Below are 25,289 nucleotides of genomic sequence, written 5' to 3'. Positions count from 1 at the left end.
CACATTGGCTAAGGGGGCGGCAGCCCTTCCGGCATAGCGGACAAATGTTCGTGACAGGCCAGCCACAGGCCTTGTTGTTGTTCTGTGCGCAACCCTTGCCGTGTGAAGACAATGGTCTCGCGTTCCTGGCTGAAGTAATGCTCCCCGTTCATGCGCAGCTCAGTGGCCACGTCATGCATGAAAATCGCCACGTCACCGTGCAGGCTGACAACGGCGTTGCTCGAGGTGCACGACAGCACCTCGAACCCCTCGTCCCGGCGCCAGCTGTCCCACAACGCCTGGTAGGCATCGCGGCTGAGCAGTGGCTGGGGGAGGGTATGGAACACAAAACTCGCATCGGCCGTGAACGCGCCGAAGTAAGCAGCGCGGTCGTTGCGAGCGAAGGCCGAGACCAGCGCGGCCGCTGCCTCTAACACCGCTGACACGCTCATCAGCGATGTGCCACGCCAGGCAGTACGCAGAGCATCTCGTACAGCAGGTTGGCGCCGAGCAGTGAGGTATTGCCGGTGGTGTCGTAGGGCGGTGAAACTTCCACCAAATCACAACCAATCAAATCCAGGCCCTGGCAGCCACGGATAATCTCGATCGCCTGGATGGTGGTCAGCCCGCCGATTTCCGGGGTGCCGGTGCCAGGCGCCCAGGCCGGGTCGATGCCGTCGATGTCAAAGCTCAGGTACACGGGCCCGCCGCCGACTTTTTCGCGCACTTCGGCCATCAACGGCGCGAGGGAGTGATGCCAGCATTCTTCCGCCTGGACTACGCGAAAGCCCTGTTTGCGGCTCCAGTTGAAGTCTTCGGCGGTGTAGCCCTGGGCGCGCAGGCCGATCTGCACCACGCGGTCGCAATCGAGCAAACCCTCTTCCACGGCGCGGCGGAAGGTGGTGCCGTGGGCGATTTTTTCGCCGAACATATGGTCGTTGACGTCGGCGTGGGCATCAATGTGCACCAGCCCGACCTTGCCGTGTTTCTTGTGCAGGGCCCGCAGGATTGGCAGGGTGATGGTGTGGTCGCCGCCCAGGGTCAGAGGGATGACGTCGTGTTCGAGGATTTCATCGTAGGCCTCTTCGATGATGCGCACGGCGTCGAGCAGGTTGAAGGTGTTGATCGCCACATCGCCGATGTCTGCAACCGACAGCGAATCGAACGGCGCCGCACCGGTGGCCATGTTGTACGGGCGGATCATCACCGATTCGGCGCGGATTTCACGCGGGCCGAAGCGGGTGCCGGCGCGCAGCGAGGTGCCGATGTCCAGGGGTACGCCGACAAATGCGGCGTCCAGGCCCTTGGCCGTTTGCAGGTGGGGCAGGCGCATCATGGTGGCGATGCCGGCGAAGCGCGGCATTTCGTTGCCGCCCAGTGGTTGGTGGAAAATCTTGTCCACGGGATTGCCTCATCGTTGTTGTGGTTATCTGGGGGCCGATTCTGCGAAATACATGGAAACGAAAGAATCGCCACGGGCAAATACTTAGTTCAGATTTTTCTAAACTAAAGCCTGGGGTAGACTGCGCCGCTTGAGCTGAATCCGGAGAACCCATGGCCAGCGCCTTGCCCGACCTGAAACTCCTGCGCATCTTCGTCAGCGTCGTGCGCCACCAGGGGTTCGCCAATGCCCAGCACGAACTCAACCTGTCGACGTCAGCCATCAGCACCTACATGAGCCAGCTGGAAGCGGCGCTGGGCCTGGTGCTGTGCCACCGCGGGCGGGGCGGCTTCAGCCTGACCAGCAAGGGCGAGCTGTTTCATCAGGAAACCTTGCGTTTATTGGCCGAGCTGGAAGGCTTCGAGCAATATGCCGCCGCGTTGAAGGGCGAATTACGCGGCACCCTCAAGCTCGGCGTGCTCGACTCCACCGTCAGCGATAAAGCCCTGCCGTTCGCTGAGGTGATTGGCGCCTACAGCCTCGAACATCCGGCGGTACATTTGCATCTGTCGGTGTTGAGCCCTTATGAACTGCAACTGGGGGTGCAGGACAATCGCCTGGACCTGGCCATCGGCGCATTCTCCAACCGCATGAGCGGGCTGATCTATATGCCGTTGTACCGCGAGCAGCACTGGCTGTATTGCAGCACCCGGCATCCGTTGTTCAACGAGCGGCGCATCCCCGAGCAAGTCATCACCCAGCAGCGCATGGTCGGGCGCGGCTACTGGAGCCAGGCCGAACTGGCGCGCCATGGTTTCAAGCACAGCGCCGCGACGGTGGAAAGCATGGAGGCGCAACTGATCCTGGTGCTGTCGGGCGCCTACATCGGCTATTTACCCGAGCACTACGCGCAAGCCTGGGCCGACAAGGGCGACCTGCGCGTGCTGCTGCCGGCGACCTTTGGCTACCAGGCGCCTTTTTCGATGATCATGCGTCGGGGGCGCAGCCGCGAGCCGCTGATCCAGACCTTCCGCGATTTACTCAAAGCCCAGCTCAACCAGGCCTGAAAACCATGTCCAGACCCCAGTGTTCCCGTTGCCTCAGACCACTCAGCCACTGTTTGTGTTCGCTGATCCCCAGCCTCGACAGTCGCACCCGCGTGCTGCTGTTGCAGCATCCGAGCGAGGTCAACCATGCGCTCAATACCGCGCGATTGGCGGCGTTGGGGCTCACCCATGCGCAACTGGTGGTGGGGGAAGTGTTCGATGATCTGTCGACGTTATTGAACCCGCCCGGTTATCAGGCGCGTCTGCTGTTCCCGGCCGATGATGCGCAGCCTTTGCAAGCCTATACGCCTGGTGATCAGCCGCTGCTGCTGGTGGTTCCCGACGGCACCTGGCGCAAGGCGCGCAAGTTGCTGCACCTCAACCCGTTGCTGGCAGCGTTGCCTCGGGTGACGCTGGCCAACGGCGGCGTCTCCCGGTATCGCTTGCGCAAGACGCCGGGGCCTGGAGCCTTGTCGACGGTCGAAGCGATCGTGCAAGCGTTGCAGGTACTGGAAGCGCCGACATCCTTTGAGCCGCTGTTGAAACCCTTTGAAGCATTGATCGAGGGGCAGATTGCGGCGATGGGAGAAGAGGTTTTTCAGAGAAATCATGGCGGTGGGGATTAGAGCCCGGCCGGTTATCGAGGTGCGGCCATCGGGGCATAGGTATCTACACAACTTTGTAGCAGCCTAAGTAACCACGATGCGAAGCGAGCCGCTCTTGATCTTGCTCTTGATCTAGGCGCCCCGTTAAACCACGCTGGCCGTAATCCGATAGTGATTTGGGGGGTAAACCGGCAGGGATGCCGGTTTAGCCGCCCCGCGCCATGGATGGCGCGTGGCGGCGGCCCCCCAAATCACTGTCGGATTACGGGCACACCGAGCCTAAGCGAGGTGCCGAGTGGTGGGGCAAGAGCGTTTTGCTTACTTTTGCGCTTTTCAAAAGTGAGACGCCGTAAGGGCGGAACCCATAGCAGCCGTTACCGCAGCAACGGATATGTACTCGCCCTGATCCAGCATCCTGGTCGGCTGTCAGGCCGCCATCGGGAGCAAGCCCCCTCCCACATTTGGATCGCGCGGCATCAGTCAGATAGCTATAGGCCGCCAGGTCGCCACGGGAGCAAGCTCCCTCGCCACAGGTTCAGGGCTACGTCAAAGTTGTGTAGATATCTATGGCCATCGGGGGCAAGCCCCCTCCCACATTCGACCGCATTCTCATGTTGGAACGCGATCAACTGTGGGAGGGGGCTTGCCCCCGATGGCGCCCTCATCGGCACCACACCTCTGCCTTATTCCTATAAGCCATAAGCACCGCACTTTGCGTGATATGGCGCGCCGACCTTTCCCGGTATGATGTGCGCCCCGCAGTCTGGATTGCGAATACGCCATGACCTTGCAGTACCCTACAATCGCCGATTGCGTCGGCAATACCCCTCTGGTCCGCTTGCAACGCATGGCGGGTGAAACCAGCAATACCTTGTTGCTCAAGCTTGAAGGCAACAACCCCGCCGGTTCCGTCAAGGACCGCCCGGCGTTGTCGATGATCACCCGCGCCGAACTGCGCGGGCAGATCAAGCCGGGCGACACGCTGATCGAAGCCACCTCGGGTAATACCGGGATCGCCCTGGCCATGGCCGCCGCGATCAAGGGTTACAAGATGGTGCTGATCATGCCCGACAACGGCAGCGCCGAGCGTAAGGCGGCGATGACCGCCTATGGCGCCGAACTGGTGCTGGTCACCCAGGATGAAGGCATGGAAGGCGCCCGCGACCTCGCTGAGCGCATGGCCGCCGAAGGCCGTGGCGTTGTGCTGGACCAATTCGCCAACGGGGATAACCCCGAAGCGCACTACACCAGCACCGGCCCGGAAATCTGGCGCCAGACCCAGGGCACCATCACCCATTTCGTCAGCTCCATGGGCACCACCGGCACCATAATGGGCAATTCGCGCTACCTCAAGGAGCAGAACCCGGCGATTCAGATCGTCGGCCTGCAACCGATGGAAGGCGCGGCCATTCCCGGTATCCGGCGCTGGCCCGAAGAGTACTTGCCGAAGATCTACAACGCCGCGCGCGTGGACCGCATCATCGACATGGCCCAGCGCGAAGCCGAAGACACCACCCGGCGCCTGGCGCGTGAAGAAGGCATCTTCTGCGGCGTGTCGTCCGGCGGCGCCGTCGCAGGTATGTTGCGCTTGTCCAAAGAAGTGGAAAACGCGGTGATCGTCGCGATCATCTGTGACCGAGGCGACCGTTACCTGTCGACCGGCATCTTCGACGAACCCAACTGATGGCCAAGCACGAGAGAGGCCTGCGCTTCCAACCGACGGGCGGCAGCCGGGCCCCGCAAATCCCCGTGGGGAAGAAGCAGCGCCTGACCATAGAACGCCTGGCCAACGACGGTCGCGGCATCGTGTTCTTCGAAGGCCGCACCTGGTTCGTCAACGGTGCGCTGGCCGGCGAAGAGGTGGAAGCGCGGGTGCTCGGCGCCCACGGCAAGGTGGTCGAGGCGCGCACCGAGCGTGTGTTCAAGGCCAGCGAACTGCGCCGCCCCGCACCCTGCGCCCACGTTGGCCGCTGTGGCGGCTGCAGCGTGCAGCACTTGCCTCACGACGAACAACTTGCCCTGAAACAGCGCATGCTCGCCGAGCAATTGTCGCGCGTGGCCGGTGTCGAACCGCAAGAGTGGGCCGCGCCCCTGAGCGGGCCGGAATTCGGCTACCGCCGTCGTGCCCGCGTGGCCGTGCGCTGGGATGCCAAGGCGAAACAACTCGAGGTGGGTTTCCGCGCGGTGGCCAGCCAGGACATCGTCGCCATCGATGATTGCCCGGTACTGGTACAGGCCTTGCAACCGATCATGCAGCGTCTGCCGAACATGCTGCGCCGCTTGAGCAAACCTCAGGCTTTGGGGCATGTGGAGCTGTTCAGCGGCTCGTCCATCGCCGTGTTGCTTCGACATATGGCACCGCTGTCTGACGCGGACATGCAGGTACTGCAGGAATTTTGCAGCTTCCATGACGCCCAGTTGTGGCTGCAGGGCGAGGGGCCGCCGCAACCGGTCGAGCCGGGCAGGGCGCTCGGTTTCCGCCTTGAGGCGTGGGATTTGGAGCTGGCTTACCGGCCGGGAGATTTTGTGCAGGTCAACGCCGGGGTCAACGAGGCGATGGTCGCCCAGGCCCTGCAATGGCTGGCGCCGCAACCCGATGAGCGGGTGCTGGACCTGTTTTGCGGGCTGGGCAATTTTGCCCTGCCACTGGCCAGGCAGGTCCGCGAAGTGGTTGCGGTGGAGGGCGTTCAGGCTATGGTGGAGCGCGCTGCAGAGAATGCCGTCAGCAATAATTTGCATAATGCGCAGTTTTTTCAGGCCGATTTGTCCCAGCCCCTGACTGACGCGGAATGGGCCAAACAAGGCTTTTCTGCGGTACTCTTGGACCCACCCCGCGATGGTGCCCAGGAGGTTGTGCGCAAACTGGCCGCCCTGGGAGCCAGGCGCCTGGTGTATGTGTCCTGCAACCCCGCCACTCTGGCGCGGGACACGGTTGAGTTGGTCAAGCAAGGTTACCGGCTAAAGCGTGCCGGGATCCTCGACATGTTTCCGCAGACAGCGCATGTCGAGGCCATGGCGTTATTTGAAGCGGGCTAGGATGCCCGTTTAATCCGACTGGCCTGCAGTCTCCAGGGCCGTGAATGCCAGGGAGCCTGCAGCAAGGTCGGCGATGATTTTTGGCGCATCCAAGGTGCGTCGTAGGGAAGGTAAGCAAGATGGTACAGGTGAGAGCACACCAGCCGATCAACACCGACGGCAGTATCAATCTCGAGGCATGGCTGGATCATGCCGTCAGTGTCGACCCGGCACTGGACCGTGAAGCCTTGAAAGCAGCCTGCGAGTTCGCTCGTGAGTCTGAACAACAGGACAATGCGGCCAAGAACCTGTGGGCGGAAGGCACGTCGAGCTTTCGTACCGGGTTGGAAATCGCCGAGATCCTTGCCGATCTCAAGCTGGACCAGGATTCGCTGATCGCCGCCGTGCTCTATCGCGGTGTGCGTGAAGGGCATATCCCGTTGCCGACCGTCGGCCAGCGTTTCGGCGCCGTGGTGGCCAAGCTGATCGACGGCGTGCTGCGCATGGCGGCCATCAGTGCCAGCCTCAGCCCGCGCCAATCGATGGTGCTGGGTACCCAGGGCCAGGTGGAAAACCTGCGCAAGATGCTGGTAGCGATGGTCGACGACGTGCGCGTCGCGCTGATCAAGCTGGCCGAACGTACCTGCGCTATCCGTGCGGTGAAAACCGCCGATGACGAGAAGCGCAACCGCGTCGCCCGCGAGGTCTTCGACATCTACGCGCCGCTGGCGCACCGCCTGGGTATCGGTCATATCAAATGGGAGCTGGAGGACCTGTCCTTCCGCTACCTCGAACCCGATCAATACAAACAGATCGCCACGCTGCTGCACGAGCGGCGGCTCGACCGCGAGCGCTTTATCAGCGACGTGATGGGCCAGTTGCGCGCCGAGTTGCAGGCCACCGGCGTCGATGCCGACATCAGCGGCCGCGCCAAGCACATCTATTCGATCTGGCGCAAAATGCAGCGCAAGGGCCTGGCGTTCAGCCAGATCTACGACGTACGCGCCGTGCGTGTGCTGGTGCCGGAAATGCGCGATTGCTACACCGCGCTGGGTATCGTGCATACCCTGTGGCGGCATATTCCCAAAGAGTTCGACGACTACATCGCCAACCCCAAGGAAAACGGCTACCGCTCGCTGCACACGGCGGTGATCGGCCCTGAAGGCAAGGTGTTGGAAGTGCAGATCCGCACCCACGCCATGCACGAAGAGGCCGAGTTGGGCGTTTGCGCGCACTGGCGTTACAAGGGCACCGACGTCAAGGCCGGTTCCAACCAGTACGAAGAGAAAATCTCCTGGTTGCGCCAGGTGCTGGAATGGCACGAAGAACTCGGCGACATCGGCGGCCTGGCCGAACAGTTGCGCGTGGATATCGAACCGGACCGGGTCTACATCTTCACCCCCGACGGCCACGCCATCGATTTGCCCAAGGGCGCCACGCCACTGGACTTCGCTTACCGCGTGCACACCGAAATCGGCCACAACTGCCGGGGCGCCAAGATCAACGGGCGCATCGTGCCGCTCAACTACAGCCTGCAAACCGGTGAGCAGGTCGAGATCATCACCAGCAAGCACGGCACGCCAAGCCGCGACTGGCTGAACCCGAACCTGGGTTACATCACCACCTCGCGGGCGCGGGCGAAGATCGTGCACTGGTTCAAACTGCAGGCCCGCGATCAGAACGTCGCCGCCGGCAAGACCTTGCTCGAACGCGAACTGGCGCGCCTGGGCCTGCCCCAGGTGGACTTCGACAAGCTGGCCGAAAAGGCCAACATGAAGATCGCCGAAGACATGTTCGCCGCCCTCGGTGCGGGCGATTTGCGCCTGGCCCAGCTGGTCAACCTGGCCCAGCAACTGGTGGAGCCGGAGCGCGGCAACGAACAGCTGGAACTGATCCCCCGCAAGGCCACCGGCTACAAGCCCGGCAAACGTGGCGATATTCAGATCCAGGGCGTGGGCAACCTGATGACGCAAATGGCCGGCTGCTGCCAGCCGTTGCCGGGCGATGCCATCGTCGGCTACATCACCCAGGGACGCGGGGTGAGCATTCACCGCCAGGACTGCGCCTCGGTGCTGCAGCTGGGCGGGCGCGAGCCGGAGCGGATCATCCAGGTCAGCTGGGGCCCGGTGCCGGTGCTCACGTACCCGGTGGACATCATCATCCGTGCCTACGACCGCTCCGGGTTGCTGCGCGACGTCTCGCAGGTGCTGCTCAATGAGCGGATCAACGTGCTGGCGGTCAACACCCGCTCGAATAAAGAGGACAACACCGCGTTGATGTCCCTGACCATCGAGATTCCGGGGCTGGACGCGCTGGGGCGGTTGCTGGGGCGGATATCGCAGTTGCCGAACATCATCGAGACGCGGCGTAATCGCACCCCATGAACGCGGTTTAAAATGTGGGAGGGGGCTTGCCCCCGATGAGGGAGGGTCAGCTGGCACCTTTATTGACTGACCCATTGCAATCGGGGGCAAGCCCCCTCCCACATTGGATCGGCGGTGTTCATACCTGATTGGAAATACGATGATGTACTCACTTGAAGATCTGCTGCACCTCATGAGCCGCCTGCGCGACCCGCAATACGGCTGCCCATGGGACATCAAGCAAACCTACGCCACCATTGTGCCGCATACCCTGGAAGAGGCCTATGAAGTGGCCGACGCCATCGAGCGTGGCGACTTCGATCATCTGCAAGGCGAGTTGGGCGACCTGTTGTTCCAGGTTGTTTATTACAGCCAGCTGGCGCGGGAAGAAGGGCGATTCGAATTTGCCGGGGTGATCGACAGCATCACCCGCAAGCTGATCCGCCGTCATCCCCATGTGTTCCCGACCGGCGACCTGTATGCACCGCTGGATATTCCTCAACTGAGCGAAGAGCAGGTCAAGCAGCGCTGGGAGCAGATCAAGGCCGAGGAGCGCGCGGAAAAATCCGACGCACCCGAGCAATTGTCCCTGCTCGATGACGTGCCCACAGCCTTGCCATCCCTGTCCCGTGCCGCCAAGCTGCAGAAGCGCGCCAGCCAGGTGGGTTTCGACTGGCCGTCGGCGTTGCCGGTGGTGGATAACGTGCGCGAAGAGCTGGATGAAGTGCTCGAAGCCATGGCCGATAACGACGCGGCAGCCATCGCCGATGAAGTCGGTGACCTGCTGTTTGCCGCGGTCAACCTGGCCCGTCACCTCAAGGTCGACCCGGAAACCGCGTTGCGTGGCGCCAATGCCAAGTTCGAGCGGCGTTTCCGATTTATCGAACAGGCATTGCGCGAGACGCATCAACCCATAGAAGATTGCACCCTCGAAACGTTGGACGCCCTGTGGGGCGAAGCCAAACGCCAGGAAAAGAATGTTTCCAGCTGCGGTTGAGCAGTTGCCTAAGTGAGTACGCACCATGAGCCTTTCCCTTCGCGACCAGTTGCTCAAAGCAGGTCTGGTCAACCAAAAGCAGGCCAAACAGGTCGGCAAAGAGAAGCAGAAACAGCAGCGGCTGGTCCACAAGGGGCAGGCCGAGGTCGATGACACCCAGGCGCGCCTGGCGGCCGAGGCGCACGCCGAGAAGGTCAAGCGCGACCAGGAGCTGAACCGTCAGCAGCAGGAAAAAGCCGAGGCCAAGGCCCGCACGGCCCAGGTCAAGCAATTGATCGAAACCTCGCGCCTGCCCAAGTTGACCACCGAGGACTACTACAACTTCGTGGATGACAAGAAGGTCAAGCGCCTGTCGGTCAACACGCTGATGCGTAACAAGCTGAGCAACGGCTCCCTGGCCATCGTGCATCACGGCGGCGGCTACGAGGTGATCCCGCGCGAAGCCGCGCTGAAGATCCAGGAGCGCGCGCCGGAGCGTATCGTGCAGCTCAATATCCTGACCGAAAGCCAGGTGCCGGATGAGGATGATCCGTACGCCGCCTACCAGATCCCGGATGACCTGATGTGGTAAACCGCTGAAAACAACAAACCCCGCCAAAAGGCGGGGTTTGTGTTTATAGCGTGCAGCGCCAGCCTGTTACCAATCCACTGCGTAGCTCAAGCTGAAGGTACGACCTTCGGCATTCGGGTACGGCGCGCGGGCGTTGGCCTGGGCGAACATGTTCTGGTAGTTGCGGTTGGTGAGGTTGTACACCGCACCTTCGAGGCGACCCACCGGCAGCCTTACCGAGCCCAGCAGGTCTACCAGCGTGTAGCCCTGGATATCACGCCCGTTGTTGTCCTTGAACGCGGCGTCATAGTTGGCCAGGCGCATGCCCTGCAGGCGCAGGCTGTAGTCGCCACGGTCATAGCCGACAAACGCGGTGGTCTTGGCCGGGGAGATACGGGTGGCAGGCAGGTCGATCCACTTGCCGTTCTGCTGGGTCTCGCCTTTGGAATAGGCGTACGTGCCGCCGACCGACCACTGGTCGGTGACGTTATACGTCAGGCTGGTTTCGATACCGCGCACGCGTTCTTTCTGGTTGATCAGGCGTAGCACACGGTCATTGGCATCATAGAACTGCGTCACATCCGAGGTGTTTTCATACGCCGTGACATTGGCCAGCCACTTGTCCCAGTTGCCACGCCAGCCCAGTTCATAGCTGTTGACCTTCAACGCCTGGGCATTGAGGTCTTGAATGTTGTACGTGCTGTTGACGTCACGCAGGAAGCGCTGGATATCCGGCAGGGAAAAGCCCTGGCTGAAATTGGCGAACACATCCTGGTTTTCACTCAGGTGGTACACCGCGCCGAGGTTGTAGAGGGTGTCGTCATACTTGAGGGTGCCGCCCGGCAGCGTCGCGCGGTTGCCGGTCTGAACGATTTCGCCATAGGCGATGCTGTCGTCGACCTTGCTCTCGATCCATTCACGGCGCACGCCACCGCGCAACGTCCAGTCACCGATGTCATAGGACAGCTGGCCGAAGATCGCCTTGGTGGTGGTCTGGATGTCCGGGCCCAGCTCGAAGGTGGTACCGGTCTTGGTGTAGGTCAGGCCGTTGACGCGGTACTGGTCGCCGCGTTGGCGCGAGGTTTCATGATCATAGTCGGCCCCCCAGACCAGGTTGCCGGTCGCCGGGCCGATGTCCGGCATTTGCGTGTCGATGGCGGCGCGCAGGCCGTACACATCTTGCACGCTGTTGTTGTCCGACACCCCGGCTCGGCCCCGGGACAAGTCCGGGAAGAACAGCGCATCGGCGCGGCGCCAGTAACTTTCGACCTGCAAGCCCTGGCCGTAGAAGTCCTTGTCGGCGTAATTGAGGTTGACCGCCTGGTTGTGGGTGGACGGCTGGTCGTCCAGGTCCAGGCCTTTCACCGCGACGGCCTCGCTGGTGATGCGTGGGTTCTTGGTGTAGCGGGTGTCTTGTTCGTCTTTGTAGTCTTGCAGCGACAGGCTGAGCTTTTTGTCGTCATCCAGCTCGTAGCCGAAGCGACCCTGCAGGTCATAGGTGTCGGTGTCCATGTTGCTGCCCTGGGACGTGTCCTGGGGAATGCGCTTGCCGTTACCGTCGAACTGGTCGTTGCGTTGCACGGCGTTGCCCGACACATACCAGTCCAGCGGGCCCTGGCGGCCTGTTGCGCTCTGGAATGCCTGGTAGGAAAAGCCTTTGTGGCTGAGGTTGTCACCGGCGGTCATGCCGATCTTGCTGCTGAAGGCCAGGTCTTCACCTTTGTTGCGCTTGGTGATGATGTTGATGATGCCGCCCGATGCGCCGGCGCCGTAGACGCTGCTGGCGCCGGAAATCACCTCGATGCGCTCGATGCTTTCCGGTGCCACGCTGTTGAGCTGGCGGAAGTTGTCACGCGTGGCATTCTGGGACACCCCGTCGATCAGGATCAGCGTATTGCGCCCGCGAAGCGTCTGGCCGAAGTTGCTCATGCCGCCGCTGGAGGGCGCGATGCCGGGGACCAGTTGCCCGAGAATATCGGCAACCCGGCGTCCTGCCGAGGTCTGCTGGCGGATCTGTTCTTCATTGATGACCTGCACCGAGCCCGGGATCGCCGCAATGCTGGTTTCACTGCGCGTGGCCGAGACCACCGTCGGCTGTAGTTGCAGGCTGGTCGCCGGCGTTTCTTCAGTTTGATCGGCCCAGACGGGCGCACTGATCGACCCGAGCAGGGGCAGCAGAACGGCCCATTGTGATGTGTTCATGACCTTGCCTTTGAGTTATTAGAAGTAGTGACAGAAAAAACGGACGTCTCAGGTGTTCGGGTGAGCGAACGAATGGCGCGGATGCCCAGCGCAGCCAGGGCATACGTCAGCGCGACCAGCCAGAAGCTGTGCGCCAGGCCCACCATGGCCATGCCGATGCCACCCAGCAGCGCGCCGCACAACGCGCCGGCCTTGGCGGCGCTGTTGCCCAGGCCCAGGGCGAACCCCTGCTGGCTGGGTGCAACGGTGTTGGCGATCAGCGTGTAGGCCACGGGCAACAGCGCGCCTTGCCACACGCCCCACAGCAGCCGGCTGGCGAGGAAGCCAAACCATTCATTCGCCAATGCCGTGAAGGCCAGTGTGAAGGCGCAGGCCCAGGTGACCCACTCAATGATGCGCAGCGTGTGTGCAGGTTGATGTCGGTCAAACAGGCGGCCCCACAACGGCGCGGACAGCGCCAGGGTCAATGCGCTGGCGGCATAGCTGGCGCCGATCAGCCACGCGGGCGCGTGCAAAACATCGGCAACGTATAAGGCGTAGAACGGTTGCGGCATCATCTTGGCTGCTTGGATCAAGACGATGATCCCCAGCATCGCGCCGAGCCAGCCTTTGGGGAGTGCGGCGGGCTTAGATGTGCGCGCGGGTCTCGATCGTGGTGAGTCGTTGGGTAAGAAGGCGCTGATTATTGCGCACAACAGGCAGACTGCGGTGGCGCTGTAGCACAGCAATGCGAAACCGGATATGTCCATCAGCCAGCCGCCCAACACCGGCCCGGCCAGGGAGCCCACGGCGGTGGCGGATTGCAGCCGCGCCAGGATATGCCCGCGACCGCCATCGCCGCAGTAGGCCAGCGCATAGGCCTGCGCGGCCGCAATAAAGCCGGCCAGCGCACCCTGCGCTACCCGGATCGCCACCAGCAGCCAGGGATCGTAGGTGATGGCGGCCAGCGCCTGGCACACCGCCAGCGCCAGCAGCGCGCGGATGATCATCGGCTTGTGCCCGGTACGATCACCCAGGCGCCCCCACATGGGCGTGAGCACCATCGCCGCCATCATCGGCCCGGCATACACCAGCGCAGACAGCAGGCCGGTGTACTGGGCGTTGGCGGCGCCAAGCAATTTCTGGATTTGCAATGGCCAGAAAGGGCCGCTCATTTCCATGGCGCCCATCGACACCAGCTGTATCACCACCAGCAAGCGCAGCGCCGTGCTGTTAGCCGACATTGGCGGCGCTACTCAGCGGGTTGGGCAGGCGCCCGACGATATCGGCATGGCTTTCCATCAGTCGCATGCGCATGAACGACTTGGCCGGCCAGTCCTGTTCCAGCAGCGCGGCACGTTCGATCAGCCAGCGCTGAGGGTCGACCTCGCTGCGCACATCATCGAAGCACTGGCTGACCTGCGCTGACAGTTCATCCCACAACAGCGCCTGGGGAACCTCGAAGTGGCGCGCGCCGAGCAATACCAGCTCGCCCAAGTGGCACATGAACACCGTGTGCAGCAACTTGTCGCGCACGAAACCTGCATCGTCGTACAAGGTCATTTTCGGATCGTGCAGTTCGATATCCAGACCCTGGGCGTGCAAGGTTTTGCGGTCGATCCGGATATCGCCGAAATCGCGCAACAACAGGCGGCTGACTTGCCCGTCCGCGCCCATGACCATAAAGGAATTCTGCTGATGGGCCTCGAAAGCCACGCCATAACGCAGGTACATACCCAGCAGGGCCGGCACGGCAATGGATGCGTAGTCCGTGAAAAACGCACAGAGGGCCTGTGCATCGTCGGCGCCTTTGCTCAGGCGGACCCACTGCCTCAGCAAGGGTTGCCCATGCTGGTCGGTGGCAAACAGGCTGCCCACCGGGACGGCCATTTCCCCGGTTTGGAGCAGGCTCTGCGGGTTATCTCGATAAAGCACCGCCAGGTGGCGGGAGTGCTCGTCATTCACCGGCTGTGGCTTGAAATGCATGCCCAGGCGCTCGGGGACGATGCTTAGGATGTTCTGCAGCCCGGGCTCACGCGCCAGGATGGTCTGCAGCAGATGGCTGATCCGCGGCCCCATGCGCGCCGAGCGTGGCGACACCGTGCGCTGCACGCTGGTCAGGCGCAGCGAAACCGGAAGCTTGACCATGGGCGCATCGCTGCGGCCCTCAGGCAAAACGGTGCGGAACGACATGGTCGGGTGGGCCGTGAATGCAACGATATCGGTGAGCACCAACAGTTGGTCGCCGATTTCATTGGCGAACAGCTGCGGTAGCTCCTGGCGAGCTTGCCAAGGGTGGGCAGGCAGCGGCAGATAATCGCGGGCCTCAAGGCCCTGTGCGGTCAGGTGCGCCGTCAATTGGCGGGCAGCTTGGGGGAAGTGCCCTTGCCACCACTGCCAGTAATCCGCCGTGCCGGCCAGGCTTTCGACATGGGCGTACTGGCGGTGCAGCGCACACAGCAATACCGGGAAACGCGCTTCGAACTCAGGCGAGAATTCGATCACCTGGTCTGTCGCCAAACCCAGCTTGGTCTTGTAGTTGGGGTGCCAGGGATGGCCGAGCGTGCCCCATTGCTCAAGCACTGACGTCGGGTTGCCAACCTCTGGGGCGTGCTTGAGATAGCTGAGCAGGTTGTGCTGATGCACGGGGTCCATCGAGGCGTGCAGCTCGAGCGTCCATTGCTCGTGGAAGGCCAGGCACAGGGTATCGTTGATGAAGCTGTCGTTGATCTCTGTGTTGAGGCGGTCCAGGACCTCTGGGGCGGCAGGCGATTCGAGGCGGGTATTCAGTAAGGTCAGCAACTGCGACGGGAACTGGATGGTCTGTTCAGGCTGCCCAACCCGCAGGACGCTGACCTTGCCTCGCAAATCCCAGCTGGCCATGCGGCCGGGGCGCAGGTGCTCAAAGCGCAGGCGGCTCTGGTCGGGCAGCACCAGCCAGCAGTGGTCGTGTTCGTCATAACTGAGGGTGTTGGGATCGAGCAGGCCTTCACGAAATAGGGCCTGGATCAGGCGTTGAAAACTTCGTTCGCAGGCGGGCGCCAAGGTGGCGACCAGTGTCTGAAGGGTGATGTGCCTGGCCTGGAATTGACGCGTGGCCAGCGCTTCACCCCAACGGCCAAGCAGCGATTGTTCCGGTGTGGTGAGGTGTCCATGCATGAGGTCAAACTCCGTTTTCGTGGGGCCGAGTGAAAAGCGGAGCGATACTATCGAGAATCATTACCAATTGTCTATTTGTTGTTACGTTTTTATACCGTCGTAAGGATGCAGAGGAAAACGGGCACTTTATAAAACGAAAAACCCCGCTCAAAAAGGCGGGGTTTCTGTGTGTAGGCGACCTGGCTGCGTGGGCCGGGGCGTCTACGCGATGTCAGGGTTTCAGGAGCCTTCTGCCTGGCGTCTCATTTCAAGCGATTCAAGTTCGTTTTTATAATTGTGGGCATCGCTCTCGTTGTGGAACATGCCGACCAGCAAATCTTGTTGATGTACGTCCCAGATGTGAATCCCGTGGCCTATCGCTTCATGGGACATATGTTCATCGTCGCGTTCAGTTACTTTTACAGTCATCTGCTTGCTCCAATCTCTGGTTGATCTGCGGCAAGTCGTCGCAGGCCTTTGTTATATGGTTTGTTAGCTTGCTAAGTAAACTGGTTTTGCGCGCAACAATTTATTGCGGGAAACGCAACATTCCCGCAGGCCGCGTAAACCGTGGCGTTTGGTGCTGGTGGCATGACTTAAGTGACAAAAGTTTCATGTTCGGGGCAACCTACTGACGCTATCGGGAGCAAGCCCCCTCCCACATTTGGAATGCATTCCAAGTGTGGGAGGGGGCTTGCTCCCGATAGCGGTAGAGCTTTCAACGCAAAAAATCCGGGCAAAAAAAAGCCCCGCATTCAGCGAGGCTCTTTTTAACTCATCAGGGCAATCAGCTCCCTTTGACAGCCTTGCCGTCAACGGTGCCATCCTGCAGCATGATGTTGTATTCCTTGCCATCCGTTTCAACCTGGCGCAAGGCAACCAGAATGCCACCCTGGTCCTTGGCAAACCACATCTGCGTGATGCGCTTGCTCTGGGATGGATCACGCACGCGTTCAACCTTGATCGCGTCGATGGAGCCTACCTTGGTCTGGACTTTTTCCGGGCCCATAACGCGGAAGTCATAGGTATCCACATCCGTACCTTCGGCCACTCGGTAGCTCATGCTTTTCTTGCCGGCAGCCACATCGCGCTGAAGGGCGAGTTGATAGGTGGACTTGTCGAGCATGCCGCTTTCGAGGGTGACGTTAACCGGGTCCTTGTTTTCAAAGCCGGTGATCTTCTTGGTCGCCTGGTCGAAATCCAGGTTGATCTTCTTCGCCTTGCCCAAACCGCCGCGCTCGAAGCTGTAGCTCTTGGGTTGCAGGGTGTCCTTGTCGAACAGGATCACGCTGGTTTCGGTCAGGCTGGCAATCATCATCGAGGCCTTGAAGTTCAAGGTCCAGGTGCCGTCGCCGTTCTTGGTCAGGCTGCGTTCAGCCGAACCACTCATTGGCAGTTGTTTCCAGTCGGCGGTGTAGCTGACGGAGAAGGGGTGAAGGTCCGCCGCTTGCACGGCAGGCAGAGCGAACAGCGCAAAGGCGAAGAGCAGGGCGCGACGCATAAAATCTCCTAGGTTCGAATCAAGTGGCCGCTGGCCGCGAGTAACTGACCATCCAATAATGCACCCTGTTCACCAAGAATCAACCGACCCTCGGCAAACCAGCGAACAGCCAACGGGTAAATCCTGTGTTCCTGGGTATGAACCCGTTGCGCAAGCGTCTGCGCCGAGTCATCCGACTCTACCGGAACCACTGCCTGTACGACCAGAGGCCCGCCATCGAGTTCCTCGGTGACAAAGTGCACGCTGCAGCCATGCTCGCGGTCGCCGGCATCGAGGGCGCGTTGATGGGTGTGCAGGCCTTTGTACTTGGGCAGCAGGGAAGGGTGGATATTGAGCAGGCGCCCTTCGTAATGCCGCACGAAATCAGCGCTGAGGATGCGCATGAAGCCGGCAAGTATGACGAGCTTGGGGTTGAAGGCGTCGATCAGTTCGATCAAGGCGCGGTCGAAGGCCTCGCGACCGTCGAACGCCTTGTGGTCCAGCGAGCGGGTCTCGATACCCGCGTCCCTGGCGCGTTGCAGGCCGTAGGCATCGCTGCGGTTGGAAATCACCGCAGCGATGCGCACCGGGCTGTCGCCGGTGCGCATGCTGTCGATCAGGGCCTGCAAATTACTGCCGGTGCCGGAAAGCAGCACCACGACATCACAGGTGACAGGCATCAATGCGCCTTAAGGTTCTTCAGTTCAACCTGGGCTGCGCCTTCGGCAGCGCTGGCGATCTGGCCGATGACCCAAGGCTGCTCGCCGGCTTCACGCAGTACATTCAACGCGGTTTCAACGTGCTCCTGCGCCACGCAGATGACCATGCCCACGCCGCAGTTCAGCACGCGGTGCATTTCGGTTTCGTTGACGTTGCCTTTCTCTTGCAGCCAGTCGAAGACCGCAGGACGCTGCCAGCTGGCCACGTCGACAATCGCCTGGGCGCCTTTTGGCAGCACGCGCGGGATGTTGTCCAGCAGGCCGCCGCCGGTGATGTGGGCCATGGCCTTGACGGCGCCGGTGTCCTTGATCAGCTTGAGCAGCGGCTTGACGTAGATGCGCGTCGGAGCCATCAGCAGGTCGGTCAGTGGCTTGCCGTCGAGCTGGATGTTCTCGATATCGGCGCCGGACACTTCGATGATCTTGCGGATCAGCGAGTAGCCGTTGGAGTGCGGGCCGGACGATGGCAAGGCGAGCAAGGCGTCGCCGGCAGCGACTTTGGAGCCGTCGATGATTTCGGATTTTTCCACCACGCCGACGCAGAAACCGGCCAGGTCGTAGTCTTCGCCTTCGTACATGCCTGGCATTTCAGCGGTTTCGCCGCCGACCAGGGAGCAACCCGACAGTTCGCAGCCGGCGCCGATGCCGGTGACCACTTGGGTCGCGGTCTCGACATTGAGTTTGCCGGTGGCGTAGTAGTCGAGGAAGAACAACGGCTCGGCGCCGCACACCACCAGGTCGTTGACGCACATGGCAACCAGGTCGATGCCGATGCTGTCGTGCTTGTTCAGGTTCAGCGCCAGGCGCAGCTTGGTGCCCACGCCGTCGGTGCCGGAAACCAGTACAGGCTGCTTGTAGCCGGCCGGGATTTCGCAGAGGGCGCCAAAACCGCCCAGGCCACCCATGACTTCGGGGCGCGCAGTGCGCTTGGCGACGCTCTTGATGCGTTCGACCAATGCTTCACCGGCGTCGATGTCTACACCGGCGTCCTTGTAGCTCAGGGAGGGTTGCTTGCTCATGATCCAGGCCTTTAGGGGGGATTTCTGGGTAACGACCGAGCGGGCAGGCACTTTTGGCGAAGGCCCAGCCGTTGACGGTCTGCGAAGGCGCGCGATTTTATCAGGCTTGAGGGGCAGCGGCCATCCTCGGGCCGACGGGCAGGGCATATGAGTCTAAAAAAAACCGAATCGGCCCGGTAATGCACCGTATTAAGGTATAGCCTTGAATCCGCTATCGTTATGACAGTATGAAAACTAACCGAGACCCGTGAATGTTTTACCGGTCGCTGTGTCACAGCCTTGCCAAACCGAGATCACGCGGTCTGTTCCAGCCGCTAAATTTGTCGTTCGGGAATCTTCCATGCGTCTGTGTAAATTCTTTTTTGTAGGCTGTTTGTCGTTGGTCAGCCTGGCGAGTCATGCCGAAACCCTCAATGGCCTCTATCAAGTCCTCGAACCGGTCAGCAGCCAGTCGCCCCAGGAGCGCGACCAGGCCACCCAGCGCGCCGTGCAGACCCTGGTCATCCGCCTGACCGGCGATGCCAAGGCCGCCGAGGGCCCGGGCCTGGCGGCGGTCCGCAAAGATCCGCAACAAATCATCAGCCAATACGGCTACGACGCCGGCCCGCCGGAAAGCCTGCAGGTGGATTTCGACCCGGTCAGCACCGATCGCGCCCTGCGTGACGCCGGCTTGGCGATCTGGGGCAGCAATCGACCCTCGATCCTCGGCTGGTGGCTGAACGACTCTACCGAAGGCAGCAGCCTGGTCGGCGACGGCCAGGCGGTGGCTCAAGCGCTGCGCCGGGCGGCCCAGCACCGAGGCTTGCCGTTGCGCCTGCCGCTGGGTGACCTGGACGAACAAGTCGTCGCCACCGCGCCGAACCTGGAAAGTGCCGACGCCACGCCGCTGCGCGCCGCCTCCGAGCGCTATGGCGCCGATGCGTTATTGGCGGTGCATGCGCGCCAGGAAGGCAACCAGTGGCAGGCCAAATGGCGCCTGTGGCTGGGCGACAAGACCGAGCAGGGCAGCGTCCAGGGCGCTGACACTGGCGCGGTCGCCGACGCCGTGTTGCTTGCGGTCAGCCAGAAGCTCGCGCCGCGTTTTGCGGTCAAGCCGGGGGTCAGCGCCGAACAGTTGCTGGAGGTGCAGGGCATGAACCTGGAGCGCTACGCCGTCCTGGGTCGTTTGCTCGAGCCCTTTGGTGGCCAGCCGCAGCGGGTGGATGGCACTCGTATTGTGTATCGCGTCAATGGCAGCGCCGATCAGTTGCGCACCCAGTTGAGCCTGGCCAAGTTGCAGGAAGTGCCGGCGGGTGAAACCCCCGCCCCGCAACCGCCGGCCGAGGGCGCACAACCGGCTGCGGCGTCTGAGCCCCAGGCGCAGTTACGTTTTCGTTGGTAAGTAGCCTTGCTTCTATATAGAAGCGGGAAGCAAATGACAGAGGAAGTGGTTCATGGCGGATACGCGTCGTTGGGTGTGGCTTGGCGGGATTGTCCTGCTGTGCGTTTTTGTGTTCTTGCTGCATTCGATCCTGACGCCATTTCTGGTGGCGTTGCTGCTCGCCTATCTGTTCGATCCGGTGGTGGATCGCCTGGAGAAGGCCGGCCTGTCGCGAACCTGGGGTGTGATCGCGGTGTTTGCCTTGTTTACCCTGATCATCACCGTTCTGGTGCTGGTGCTGGTGCCGATGCTGGCCAAGCAGCTGTATCGACTTTACGAACTGGCGCCGCAGATGCTCGACTGGTTGCAGCACACGGCGATGCCATGGGCCCAGGCCAAGCTTGGGCTGTCGGACGGGTTCTGGAAGTTCGACAAGGTCAAGGCCGCGATCAGTGAACACATGGACAAGACCACCGATATCGTCAGTATGGTGCTCAGCCAGGCCACCGCTTCCAGCCTTGCGCTGATCGGCTGGCTGACCAACCTGGTGCTGATCCCGGTGGTGGCGTTCTACCTGCTGCGGGACTGGGACATCATGATGGCCAAGATCCGCAGCCTGCTGCCGCGTGACCGCGAGGAGCGCATCGTGTCCCTGGCGGGCGAGTGTCATGAAGTGTTGGGCGCGTTCGTGCGCGGGCAACTGCTGGTGATGCTGGCGCTGGGCATCATCTACGCCGCCGGCTTGATGGCGATCGGCCTTGAGCTGGGCCTGTTGATCGGCCTGATCGCCGGGCTGGCCGCAATCGTGCCCTACATGGGCTTCGTGATCGGCATCGGCGCGGCGCTGGTGGCGGGGCTGTTCCAGTTTGGCGGCGACCTGTACCCGATGCTGGGCATCGTCGCGGTGTTCATGGTCGGCCAGGCGCTGGAAGGCATGGTATTGACGCCGCTGCTGGTGGGGGACCGTATCGGCCTGCATCCCGTGGCGGTGATCTTTGCGATCCTGGCGGGCGGTGAGCTGTTCGGCTTTACCGGCATCCTGCTGGCGCTGCCGGTGGCGGCGGTGATCATGGTGCTGGTGCGGCATGTTCACGATATGTACAAGGATTCGGATGTGTACACGGGCGTTGAAGATCCCGATCTGTAATCGCGCTATCACGAACCCGGCTCATGGCCGGGTTTGTTGTTTAATGTGGCGGGTGCGTCAAACAATTCGCGCAAAACCAACAGGTTAACGCAAACCTTTGATTTTGCTTGTGGTCTGCTGCATTGTGCGCCCGGCGCCACGCGTATAAACTTTGCAAACTTTACACAGAGGCCACTCACGGTTCGATGGGAGCCGTTCAGTCAGCATGAAACCGATTCAGCTGCCCCTAGGTGTGCGTCTGCGTGACGACGCTACCTTTATCAACTACTACCCAGGCGCCAATGCCGCTGCACTCGGCTATGTCGAGCGCCTCTGCGAAGCCGACGCCGGGTGGACTGAAAGCCTGATCTATCTGTGGGGCAAGCATGGCGTCGGGCGTACCCACTTGCTGCAGGCCGCGTGCCTGCGTTTCGAGCAGATGGGCGAGCCGGCGGTTTACCTGCCGTTGGCTGAGCTGATGGACCACGGTGTGGGGATCTTCGACAACCTCGAACAATACGAATTGGTATGTCTGGACGATTTGCAGGCCATTGCCGGCAAGGCGGACTGGGAAGAGGCGCTGTTTCATCTGTTCAACCGCCTGCGCGACAGTGGCCGCCGCCTGTTGATCGCCGCGTCCACGTCGCCGCGTGAACTGCCGGTGAAGCTGGCCGACCTCAAGTCGCGGCTGACGCTGGCGTTGATCTTCCAGATGCGCCCCTTGTCCGACGAAGACAAACTCCGTGCCCTGCAACTGCGCGCCTCGCGGCGCGGGCTGCACCTGACCGACGAGGTCGGGCACTTCATCCTCACCCGTGGCACGCGCAGCATGAGCGCGTTGTTCGAGTTGCTCGAACAGCTCGATCAGGCCTCGTTGCAGGCCCAGCGCAAGCTCACCATTCCCTTCCTCAAGGAAACCCTAGGCTGGTAGCCAAGCCTTGTGTTTCCAGGCTTTCGGCAAATTCCAGGCGCCAGAAAACCTGCGTTTTGGCCGGTTTGGCCACGCACAGGGCCTGTATGTGGGATTAACGGCTTAGATGGCGTGGTCCAAACAGGAAGTCACAAAGAGTTCGATTGAATTTGCAAATCGATGTGATAGAAGGCATAGTCTCGGCTTCTTTACACATCAGCCACGGTCGTGCCCATGCTAAATCGCTTCGCACCCCTCGTGCCTCTCGCACTCGTTACCCTGTTGTTTGGTTGCGCTTCCCACCCTCAGCAGGTGGCAGAACAGCCAAAACCACAGGTTCAAAATCAGGCTAAATTCGTTGCTGCACAGTCTGCTTCTGTTTATGAAGAAGAGCTGGCAACTGAAAAAGAGCTGGCCGACTTCTCCGGCAGCAAGCCTTACCAGCTTCCCGTTCTGGCCGACAGCATTCTCGAACGCGGCATGTCCTTGATCGGTACCCGCTACCGTTTTGGCGGCACCTCTGAAGCCGGTTTCGATTGCAGCGGTTTTATCGGTTACCTGTTTCGTGAAGAAGCCGGCATGAATCTGCCGCGCTCCACCCGCGAAATGATCAACGTGAAAGCACCGTTGGTCGCACGCAACAACCTCAAGCCCGGTGATCTGCTTTTCTTTAGTACTGCCGGTCGCGGTCGTGTCAGCCACGCCGGTATCTACCTGGGCGATAACCAGTTTATCCACTCCAGCAGCCGTCGTAGCGGTGGGGTGCGGGTCGATAACCTGGGTGACAGCTACTGGAGCAAAACCTTCATCGAAGCCAAGCGTGCACTCGCCATGGCCCCGTCTACGGTTACCGCCAGTAAGTAAAGTTAAAGTGATACTTGAAGTTTGACGCGTAAGCGCTAGAATCCCTGGACATTGTTGTAATCCGTTCGCGCGAGCTTTGCTTGCGCGTTCTGGTTTTCAGCGTTCGGCAGCAAAAGCCGCATCCAGACCAGGATTGTTCTGCCCATGTCGACCTCGGCCCGCCTCTTTCTTCTCGTTTGCGCCGCACTCCTCAGTGCCTGCGCAAGCCGTCCACCGCCGCCTGCTCCTGTAGCCGTCAAGCCTAAGCCGGTGTTCAACTATTCCACCCAGAATTTCTCCCCTGCCGCCGAAGACGTGCTCTTCCGTGCGCTGGGCCTGGTGGGCACGCCGTATCGCTGGGGTGGCAACACGCCGGACTCGGGCTTTGATTGCAGCGGCCTGATCGGCTTTGTCTACCGCGATGCGGCCGGTATCACCTTGCCGCGCACTACCCGCGAGTTGATCGTGATGCGTGCCCAGGACGTCAGCGAGCAGAACCTGCAAACCGGTGACCTGCTGTTCTTCGCCACCGGTGGTGGTTCGCGGGTGAGCCACGCCGGCATCTACGTGGGTGAGGGCCGTTTTGTGCACGCTCCGCAGACTGGCGGTACGGTGAAGCTGGATACGTTGTCGAAGGCGTATTGGCAGAATGCTTACCTGAGTGCCAAGCGCGTGTTGCCGGCAAACTTGGCGCGTAATCCCTGAATCAAACACCGAACCAAATGTGGGAGGGGGCTTGCTCCCGATAGCGGAGTATCAGTCACTATCTCCAGTGGCTGACACACTGCTATCGGGAGCAAGCCCCCTCCCACATTGTTTTGTGGTGTGCTTGAGAGGGTCTACTTGACCGCCGACACCCGCCACACCTTATTCCCCACATCATCGGCCACCAGCAAATCCCCTTGCTGATCGATCACCACGCCCACCGGCCGGCCCATGGCGTTCTCATCTTTATCGAGGAACCCGGTCAGCACATCCACCGGCTTGCCTTTCGGCTGCCCGCCCTCGAACGGCACGAAGATCACCTTATAGCCACTGTGCGGCTTGCGGTTCCACGAACCATGCTGGCCGATGAACGCACCGTTGCTGAACTGCGCCGGGAGTGTGTTGCCCTGGGCGAATGTCAGCCCCAGCGACGCGGTATGCGGGCCGACCGCATAGTCCGGCGCAATGGCCTTGGCAACCAGTTGCGGGTTCTGCGGGGTGACGCGCGCATCCACATGTTGCCCGTAATAGCTGAACGGCCAGCCATAGAACGCGCCATCCTTGACCGAGGTGATGTAGTCCGGCACCAGGTCGCTGCCGATTTCATCGCGCTCGTTCACCGCCGTCCACAATTTGCCGCTCTGGGGCTCCCACGCCATGCCGTTGGGGTTGCGCAGGCCGGAGGCGAAAATACGATGCTGGCCCGTGGCGCGGTCCACTTCCCAGATCGCCGCCCGGCCTTCTTCGGCTTCCAGGCCATTCTCGCCGACGTTGCTGTTGGAGCCGACGCTGACATACAGCTTGCTGCCATCCTGGCTGGCGATCACGTTTTTGGTCCAGTGATGGTTGAGGCTGCCACCCGGCAAATCGACGACCTTGGTGCCGGCCGCCTTGATCGCGGTCTCCCCAGGCTGATAGGGGAAACGCAGCAACTTATCCGAGTCCGCCACATACAGGTCGTTGCCGACCAGGGCCATGCCGAAGGGCGAGTTGAGGTTTTCCAGGAACACCGTGCGTGTTTCGGCGACGCCGTCGTGATCGGCGTCGCGCAGCAGGGTGATGCGGTTCGGGCTCGGCACACCCGCTCCCGCACGGCCCATAACTTTCTCCATGACCCAGCCGCGCACGCCTTTGGCGTCATCGGGCTTGGGCGGTGCATTGGTCTCGGCCACCAGGATGTCGCCGTTGGGCAGCACATAGAGCCAGCGCGGATGCTCCAGGCCCTCGGCGAATGCCGCCACCTGGGTGCCGGCAGCGGCCGTCGGCTTGGCGCCGTCGGGCCAACCCACGGCCGGCGCAATGTTCACGGTGGGGATCAGCGTCTTGTTCGGTTCCGGCAACCTGGGCGAGGGCCCGGTGCCATCGGCTACCTGCAGGGTAGAGCTTTCTCCGCAGGCGGCGAGGGTGCCGGCGAGCATGATCAGTAGGGCGAGTCTGGTTTTGTGCATGGTGTTCTCCTGAATACCTGTAAGGGTAGAGAAGCACATCACCTTGATGGTTCAAGTACAGGGCCAGCTTTAATTGACGCTCCACCCCCAACCCACTAACCTTCGCGGCTTGTTCCAGGTGCTCTGTGGCGTATGCGTCGACAGAGTGAAACAGGGAAGCCGGTGAGTGAGCGCACTTGTACACAGTGCCGCCGCAATTCCGGCGCTGCCCCCGCAACGGTAAATGAGTCAAGACGGCGCTGTTGGCCACTGTATCGCAGGCGATATGGGAAGGCGCGCCGTTGGCATGTCCTGTCTTTTACAAAAGGCAGGGCGCCACTCATGAGCCCGGAGACCGGCCTGAAACATCCAACAGCATCACGGTGGGCGATGCTTGGCTGTCTGTTGTTCTTTTTTCCTGCCCGCCGTTTTTGTCCAGCCCCAA

At 61.5% G+C, this 25,289-nt stretch carries 22 protein-coding genes and 1 riboswitch; of the genes, 12 read left to right on the top strand and 10 right to left on the bottom strand.

Going from position 1 to position 25,289, the window contains the following annotated elements; genetic code table 11:
- Positions 1-8: 8 nt before the first annotated feature.
- The gene (locus tag C4J84_RS18035; protein ID WP_124435859.1) at positions 9-431 is read right to left on the bottom strand and encodes a nuclear transport factor 2 family protein; all 423 of its coding nucleotides are present in this window, start codon (positions 429-431) and stop codon (positions 9-11) included.
- Positions 431-1,381, bottom strand: coding sequence for an agmatinase (speB, locus tag C4J84_RS18030; protein WP_124435858.1), 951 nt, complete (start codon positions 1,379-1,381; stop codon positions 431-433). The genes C4J84_RS18035 and speB overlap by 1 nt, the downstream gene beginning before the upstream one ends.
- Positions 1,382-1,533: 152 nt before the next feature.
- Here speB and C4J84_RS18025 point away from each other — a divergent pair, with 152 nt between their 5' ends.
- From C4J84_RS18025 to C4J84_RS17995, 7 genes are all read left to right on the top strand, one after another.
- Complete coding sequence (locus C4J84_RS18025; protein WP_124435857.1) at positions 1,534-2,427, top strand: LysR family transcriptional regulator; 894 nt, start codon at positions 1,534-1,536, stop codon at positions 2,425-2,427.
- Between the two features lie 5 nt (positions 2,428-2,432).
- Positions 2,433-3,032: a tRNA-uridine aminocarboxypropyltransferase gene (locus tag C4J84_RS18020; protein ID WP_124435856.1), complete on the top strand. Its 600-nt coding sequence runs from the start codon at positions 2,433-2,435 to the stop codon at positions 3,030-3,032.
- 760 nt (positions 3,033-3,792) lie between these two features.
- The gene (gene cysM / locus C4J84_RS18015) at positions 3,793-4,695 is read left to right on the top strand and encodes a cysteine synthase CysM (protein ID WP_124435855.1); all 903 of its coding nucleotides are present in this window, start codon (positions 3,793-3,795) and stop codon (positions 4,693-4,695) included.
- Complete coding sequence (gene rlmD / locus C4J84_RS18010) at positions 4,695-6,047, top strand: 23S rRNA (uracil(1939)-C(5))-methyltransferase RlmD (protein ID WP_124435854.1); 1,353 nt, start codon at positions 4,695-4,697, stop codon at positions 6,045-6,047. Before cysM ends, rlmD begins: the two co-directional genes overlap by 1 nt.
- A 119-nt stretch (positions 6,048-6,166) precedes the next feature.
- Positions 6,167-8,410 carry a GTP diphosphokinase gene (gene relA / locus C4J84_RS18005; protein WP_124363838.1) on the top strand — a complete coding sequence of 748 codons (2,244 nt, stop codon included), beginning with the start codon at positions 6,167-6,169 and terminating at the stop codon, positions 8,408-8,410.
- Positions 8,411-8,552: 142 nt separating this feature from the next.
- On the top strand, positions 8,553-9,386 hold the full coding sequence (mazG, locus tag C4J84_RS18000) for a nucleoside triphosphate pyrophosphohydrolase (RefSeq protein ID WP_124436338.1): 834 nt from the start codon (positions 8,553-8,555) through the stop codon (positions 9,384-9,386).
- A gap of 25 nt (positions 9,387-9,411) precedes the next feature.
- Positions 9,412-9,957 carry a DUF2058 domain-containing protein gene (locus C4J84_RS17995; protein ID WP_014719402.1) on the top strand — a complete coding sequence of 182 codons (546 nt, stop codon included), beginning with the start codon at positions 9,412-9,414 and terminating at the stop codon, positions 9,955-9,957.
- A 66-nt stretch (positions 9,958-10,023) separates the two neighbouring features.
- Here the strand turns inward: C4J84_RS17995 and C4J84_RS17990 are convergent, their stop codons facing one another.
- The 7 genes from C4J84_RS17990 to purM all read right to left on the bottom strand — a co-directional run bounded on the left by C4J84_RS17990 (position 10,024) and on the right by purM (position 18,473).
- Entirely contained in the window at positions 10,024-12,138 is a 2,115-nt protein-coding gene (locus C4J84_RS17990) for a TonB-dependent receptor (protein ID WP_124435853.1), read from the bottom strand.
- Entirely contained in the window at positions 12,135-13,361 is a 1,227-nt protein-coding gene (locus tag C4J84_RS17985; RefSeq protein WP_124435852.1) for an MFS transporter, read from the bottom strand. The genes C4J84_RS17990 and C4J84_RS17985 overlap by 4 nt, the downstream gene beginning before the upstream one ends.
- Positions 13,351-15,276: an IucA/IucC family siderophore biosynthesis protein gene (locus C4J84_RS17980; protein ID WP_124435851.1), complete on the bottom strand. Its 1,926-nt coding sequence runs from the start codon at positions 15,274-15,276 to the stop codon at positions 13,351-13,353. The genes C4J84_RS17985 and C4J84_RS17980 overlap by 11 nt, the downstream gene beginning before the upstream one ends.
- A 219-nt stretch (positions 15,277-15,495) precedes the next feature.
- The gene (locus tag C4J84_RS17975) at positions 15,496-15,684 is read right to left on the bottom strand and encodes a hypothetical protein (RefSeq protein WP_124367883.1); all 189 of its coding nucleotides are present in this window, start codon (positions 15,682-15,684) and stop codon (positions 15,496-15,498) included.
- Between the two features lie 358 nt (positions 15,685-16,042).
- The gene (locus C4J84_RS17970; RefSeq protein WP_124363833.1) at positions 16,043-16,756 is read right to left on the bottom strand and encodes a DUF3108 domain-containing protein; all 714 of its coding nucleotides are present in this window, start codon (positions 16,754-16,756) and stop codon (positions 16,043-16,045) included.
- Between the two features lie 8 nt (positions 16,757-16,764).
- Complete coding sequence (gene purN, locus C4J84_RS17965) at positions 16,765-17,415, bottom strand: phosphoribosylglycinamide formyltransferase (protein ID WP_124435850.1); 651 nt, start codon at positions 17,413-17,415, stop codon at positions 16,765-16,767.
- Positions 17,415-18,473, bottom strand: coding sequence for a phosphoribosylformylglycinamidine cyclo-ligase (purM, locus tag C4J84_RS17960; protein ID WP_124363831.1), 1,059 nt, complete (start codon positions 18,471-18,473; stop codon positions 17,415-17,417). Before purM ends, purN begins: the two co-directional genes overlap by 1 nt.
- 340 nt (positions 18,474-18,813) lie before the next feature.
- Here purM and C4J84_RS17955 point away from each other — a divergent pair, with 340 nt between their 5' ends.
- From C4J84_RS17955 to C4J84_RS17935, 5 genes are all read left to right on the top strand, one after another.
- Complete coding sequence (locus C4J84_RS17955; RefSeq protein ID WP_124435849.1) at positions 18,814-19,854, top strand: DUF2066 domain-containing protein; 1,041 nt, start codon at positions 18,814-18,816, stop codon at positions 19,852-19,854.
- 52 nt (positions 19,855-19,906) lie between these two features.
- Positions 19,907-20,980: an AI-2E family transporter gene (locus C4J84_RS17950; RefSeq protein WP_124404888.1), complete on the top strand. Its 1,074-nt coding sequence runs from the start codon at positions 19,907-19,909 to the stop codon at positions 20,978-20,980.
- Between the two features lie 205 nt (positions 20,981-21,185).
- Positions 21,186-21,890 (top strand): DnaA regulatory inactivator Hda, encoded by a 705-nt coding sequence (hda, locus tag C4J84_RS17945; RefSeq protein ID WP_124363828.1) that lies wholly within the window; start codon positions 21,186-21,188, stop codon positions 21,888-21,890.
- 213 nt (positions 21,891-22,103) lie between these two features.
- Positions 22,104-22,733, top strand: coding sequence for a C40 family peptidase (locus C4J84_RS17940; RefSeq protein ID WP_124363827.1), 630 nt, complete (start codon positions 22,104-22,106; stop codon positions 22,731-22,733).
- A 144-nt stretch (positions 22,734-22,877) separates the two neighbouring features.
- Positions 22,878-23,417: a C40 family peptidase gene (locus tag C4J84_RS17935; RefSeq protein ID WP_124363826.1), complete on the top strand. Its 540-nt coding sequence runs from the start codon at positions 22,878-22,880 to the stop codon at positions 23,415-23,417.
- Positions 23,418-23,551: 134 nt separating this feature from the next.
- Here C4J84_RS17935 and C4J84_RS17930 read toward each other — a convergent pair whose 3' ends face one another.
- Positions 23,552-24,865, bottom strand: coding sequence for a sorbosone dehydrogenase family protein (locus C4J84_RS17930; RefSeq protein ID WP_124435848.1), 1,314 nt, complete (start codon positions 24,863-24,865; stop codon positions 23,552-23,554).
- 99 nt (positions 24,866-24,964) lie between these two features.
- Positions 24,965-25,223: riboswitch (cobalamin riboswitch) on the top strand.
- Positions 25,224-25,289 lie beyond the last annotated feature (66 nt).

This window comes from Pseudomonas sp. R11-23-07, assembly GCF_003852295.1.
GTDB lineage: Bacteria > Pseudomonadota > Gammaproteobacteria > Pseudomonadales > Pseudomonadaceae > Aquipseudomonas.
This window is presented reverse-complemented; position numbering and strand designations above follow the sequence as displayed.

Excerpts from the sequence above, each read along its gene's own strand:
- C4J84_RS17980 (WP_124435851.1), bottom strand. The coding sequence starts at position 15,276 with ATGCATGGACACCTCACCACACCGGAACAATCGCTGCTTGGCCGTTGG.
- C4J84_RS17950 (WP_124404888.1), top strand. The coding sequence starts at position 19,907 with ATGGCGGATACGCGTCGTTGGGTGTGGCTTGGCGGGATTGTCCTGCTG.
- C4J84_RS17985 (WP_124435852.1), bottom strand. The coding sequence starts at position 13,361 with ATGTCGGCTAACAGCACGGCGCTGCGCTTGCTGGTGGTGATACAGCTG.
- C4J84_RS17995 (WP_014719402.1), top strand. The coding sequence starts at position 9,412 with ATGAGCCTTTCCCTTCGCGACCAGTTGCTCAAAGCAGGTCTGGTCAAC.
- purM (WP_124363831.1), bottom strand. The coding sequence starts at position 18,473 with ATGAGCAAGCAACCCTCCCTGAGCTACAAGGACGCCGGTGTAGACATC.
- C4J84_RS17990 (WP_124435853.1), bottom strand. The coding sequence starts at position 12,138 with ATGAACACATCACAATGGGCCGTTCTGCTGCCCCTGCTCGGGTCGATC.
- mazG (WP_124436338.1), top strand. The coding sequence starts at position 8,553 with ATGTACTCACTTGAAGATCTGCTGCACCTCATGAGCCGCCTGCGCGAC.
- cysM (WP_124435855.1), top strand. The coding sequence starts at position 3,793 with ATGACCTTGCAGTACCCTACAATCGCCGATTGCGTCGGCAATACCCCT.
- C4J84_RS17955 (WP_124435849.1), top strand. The coding sequence starts at position 18,814 with ATGCGTCTGTGTAAATTCTTTTTTGTAGGCTGTTTGTCGTTGGTCAGC.
- C4J84_RS17930 (WP_124435848.1), bottom strand. The coding sequence starts at position 24,865 with ATGCACAAAACCAGACTCGCCCTACTGATCATGCTCGCCGGCACCCTC.
- C4J84_RS18020 (WP_124435856.1), top strand. The coding sequence starts at position 2,433 with ATGTCCAGACCCCAGTGTTCCCGTTGCCTCAGACCACTCAGCCACTGT.
- hda (WP_124363828.1), top strand. The coding sequence starts at position 21,186 with ATGAAACCGATTCAGCTGCCCCTAGGTGTGCGTCTGCGTGACGACGCT.
- C4J84_RS17975 (WP_124367883.1), bottom strand. The coding sequence starts at position 15,684 with ATGACTGTAAAAGTAACTGAACGCGACGATGAACATATGTCCCATGAA.
- C4J84_RS17940 (WP_124363827.1), top strand. The coding sequence starts at position 22,104 with ATGCTAAATCGCTTCGCACCCCTCGTGCCTCTCGCACTCGTTACCCTG.
- C4J84_RS18025 (WP_124435857.1), top strand. The coding sequence starts at position 1,534 with ATGGCCAGCGCCTTGCCCGACCTGAAACTCCTGCGCATCTTCGTCAGC.
- C4J84_RS17970 (WP_124363833.1), bottom strand. The coding sequence starts at position 16,756 with ATGCGTCGCGCCCTGCTCTTCGCCTTTGCGCTGTTCGCTCTGCCTGCC.
- purN (WP_124435850.1), bottom strand. The coding sequence starts at position 17,415 with ATGCCTGTCACCTGTGATGTCGTGGTGCTGCTTTCCGGCACCGGCAGT.
- C4J84_RS17935 (WP_124363826.1), top strand. The coding sequence starts at position 22,878 with ATGTCGACCTCGGCCCGCCTCTTTCTTCTCGTTTGCGCCGCACTCCTC.
- rlmD (WP_124435854.1), top strand. The coding sequence starts at position 4,695 with ATGGCCAAGCACGAGAGAGGCCTGCGCTTCCAACCGACGGGCGGCAGC.
- relA (WP_124363838.1), top strand. The coding sequence starts at position 6,167 with ATGGTACAGGTGAGAGCACACCAGCCGATCAACACCGACGGCAGTATC.
- C4J84_RS18035 (WP_124435859.1), bottom strand. The coding sequence starts at position 431 with ATGAGCGTGTCAGCGGTGTTAGAGGCAGCGGCCGCGCTGGTCTCGGCC.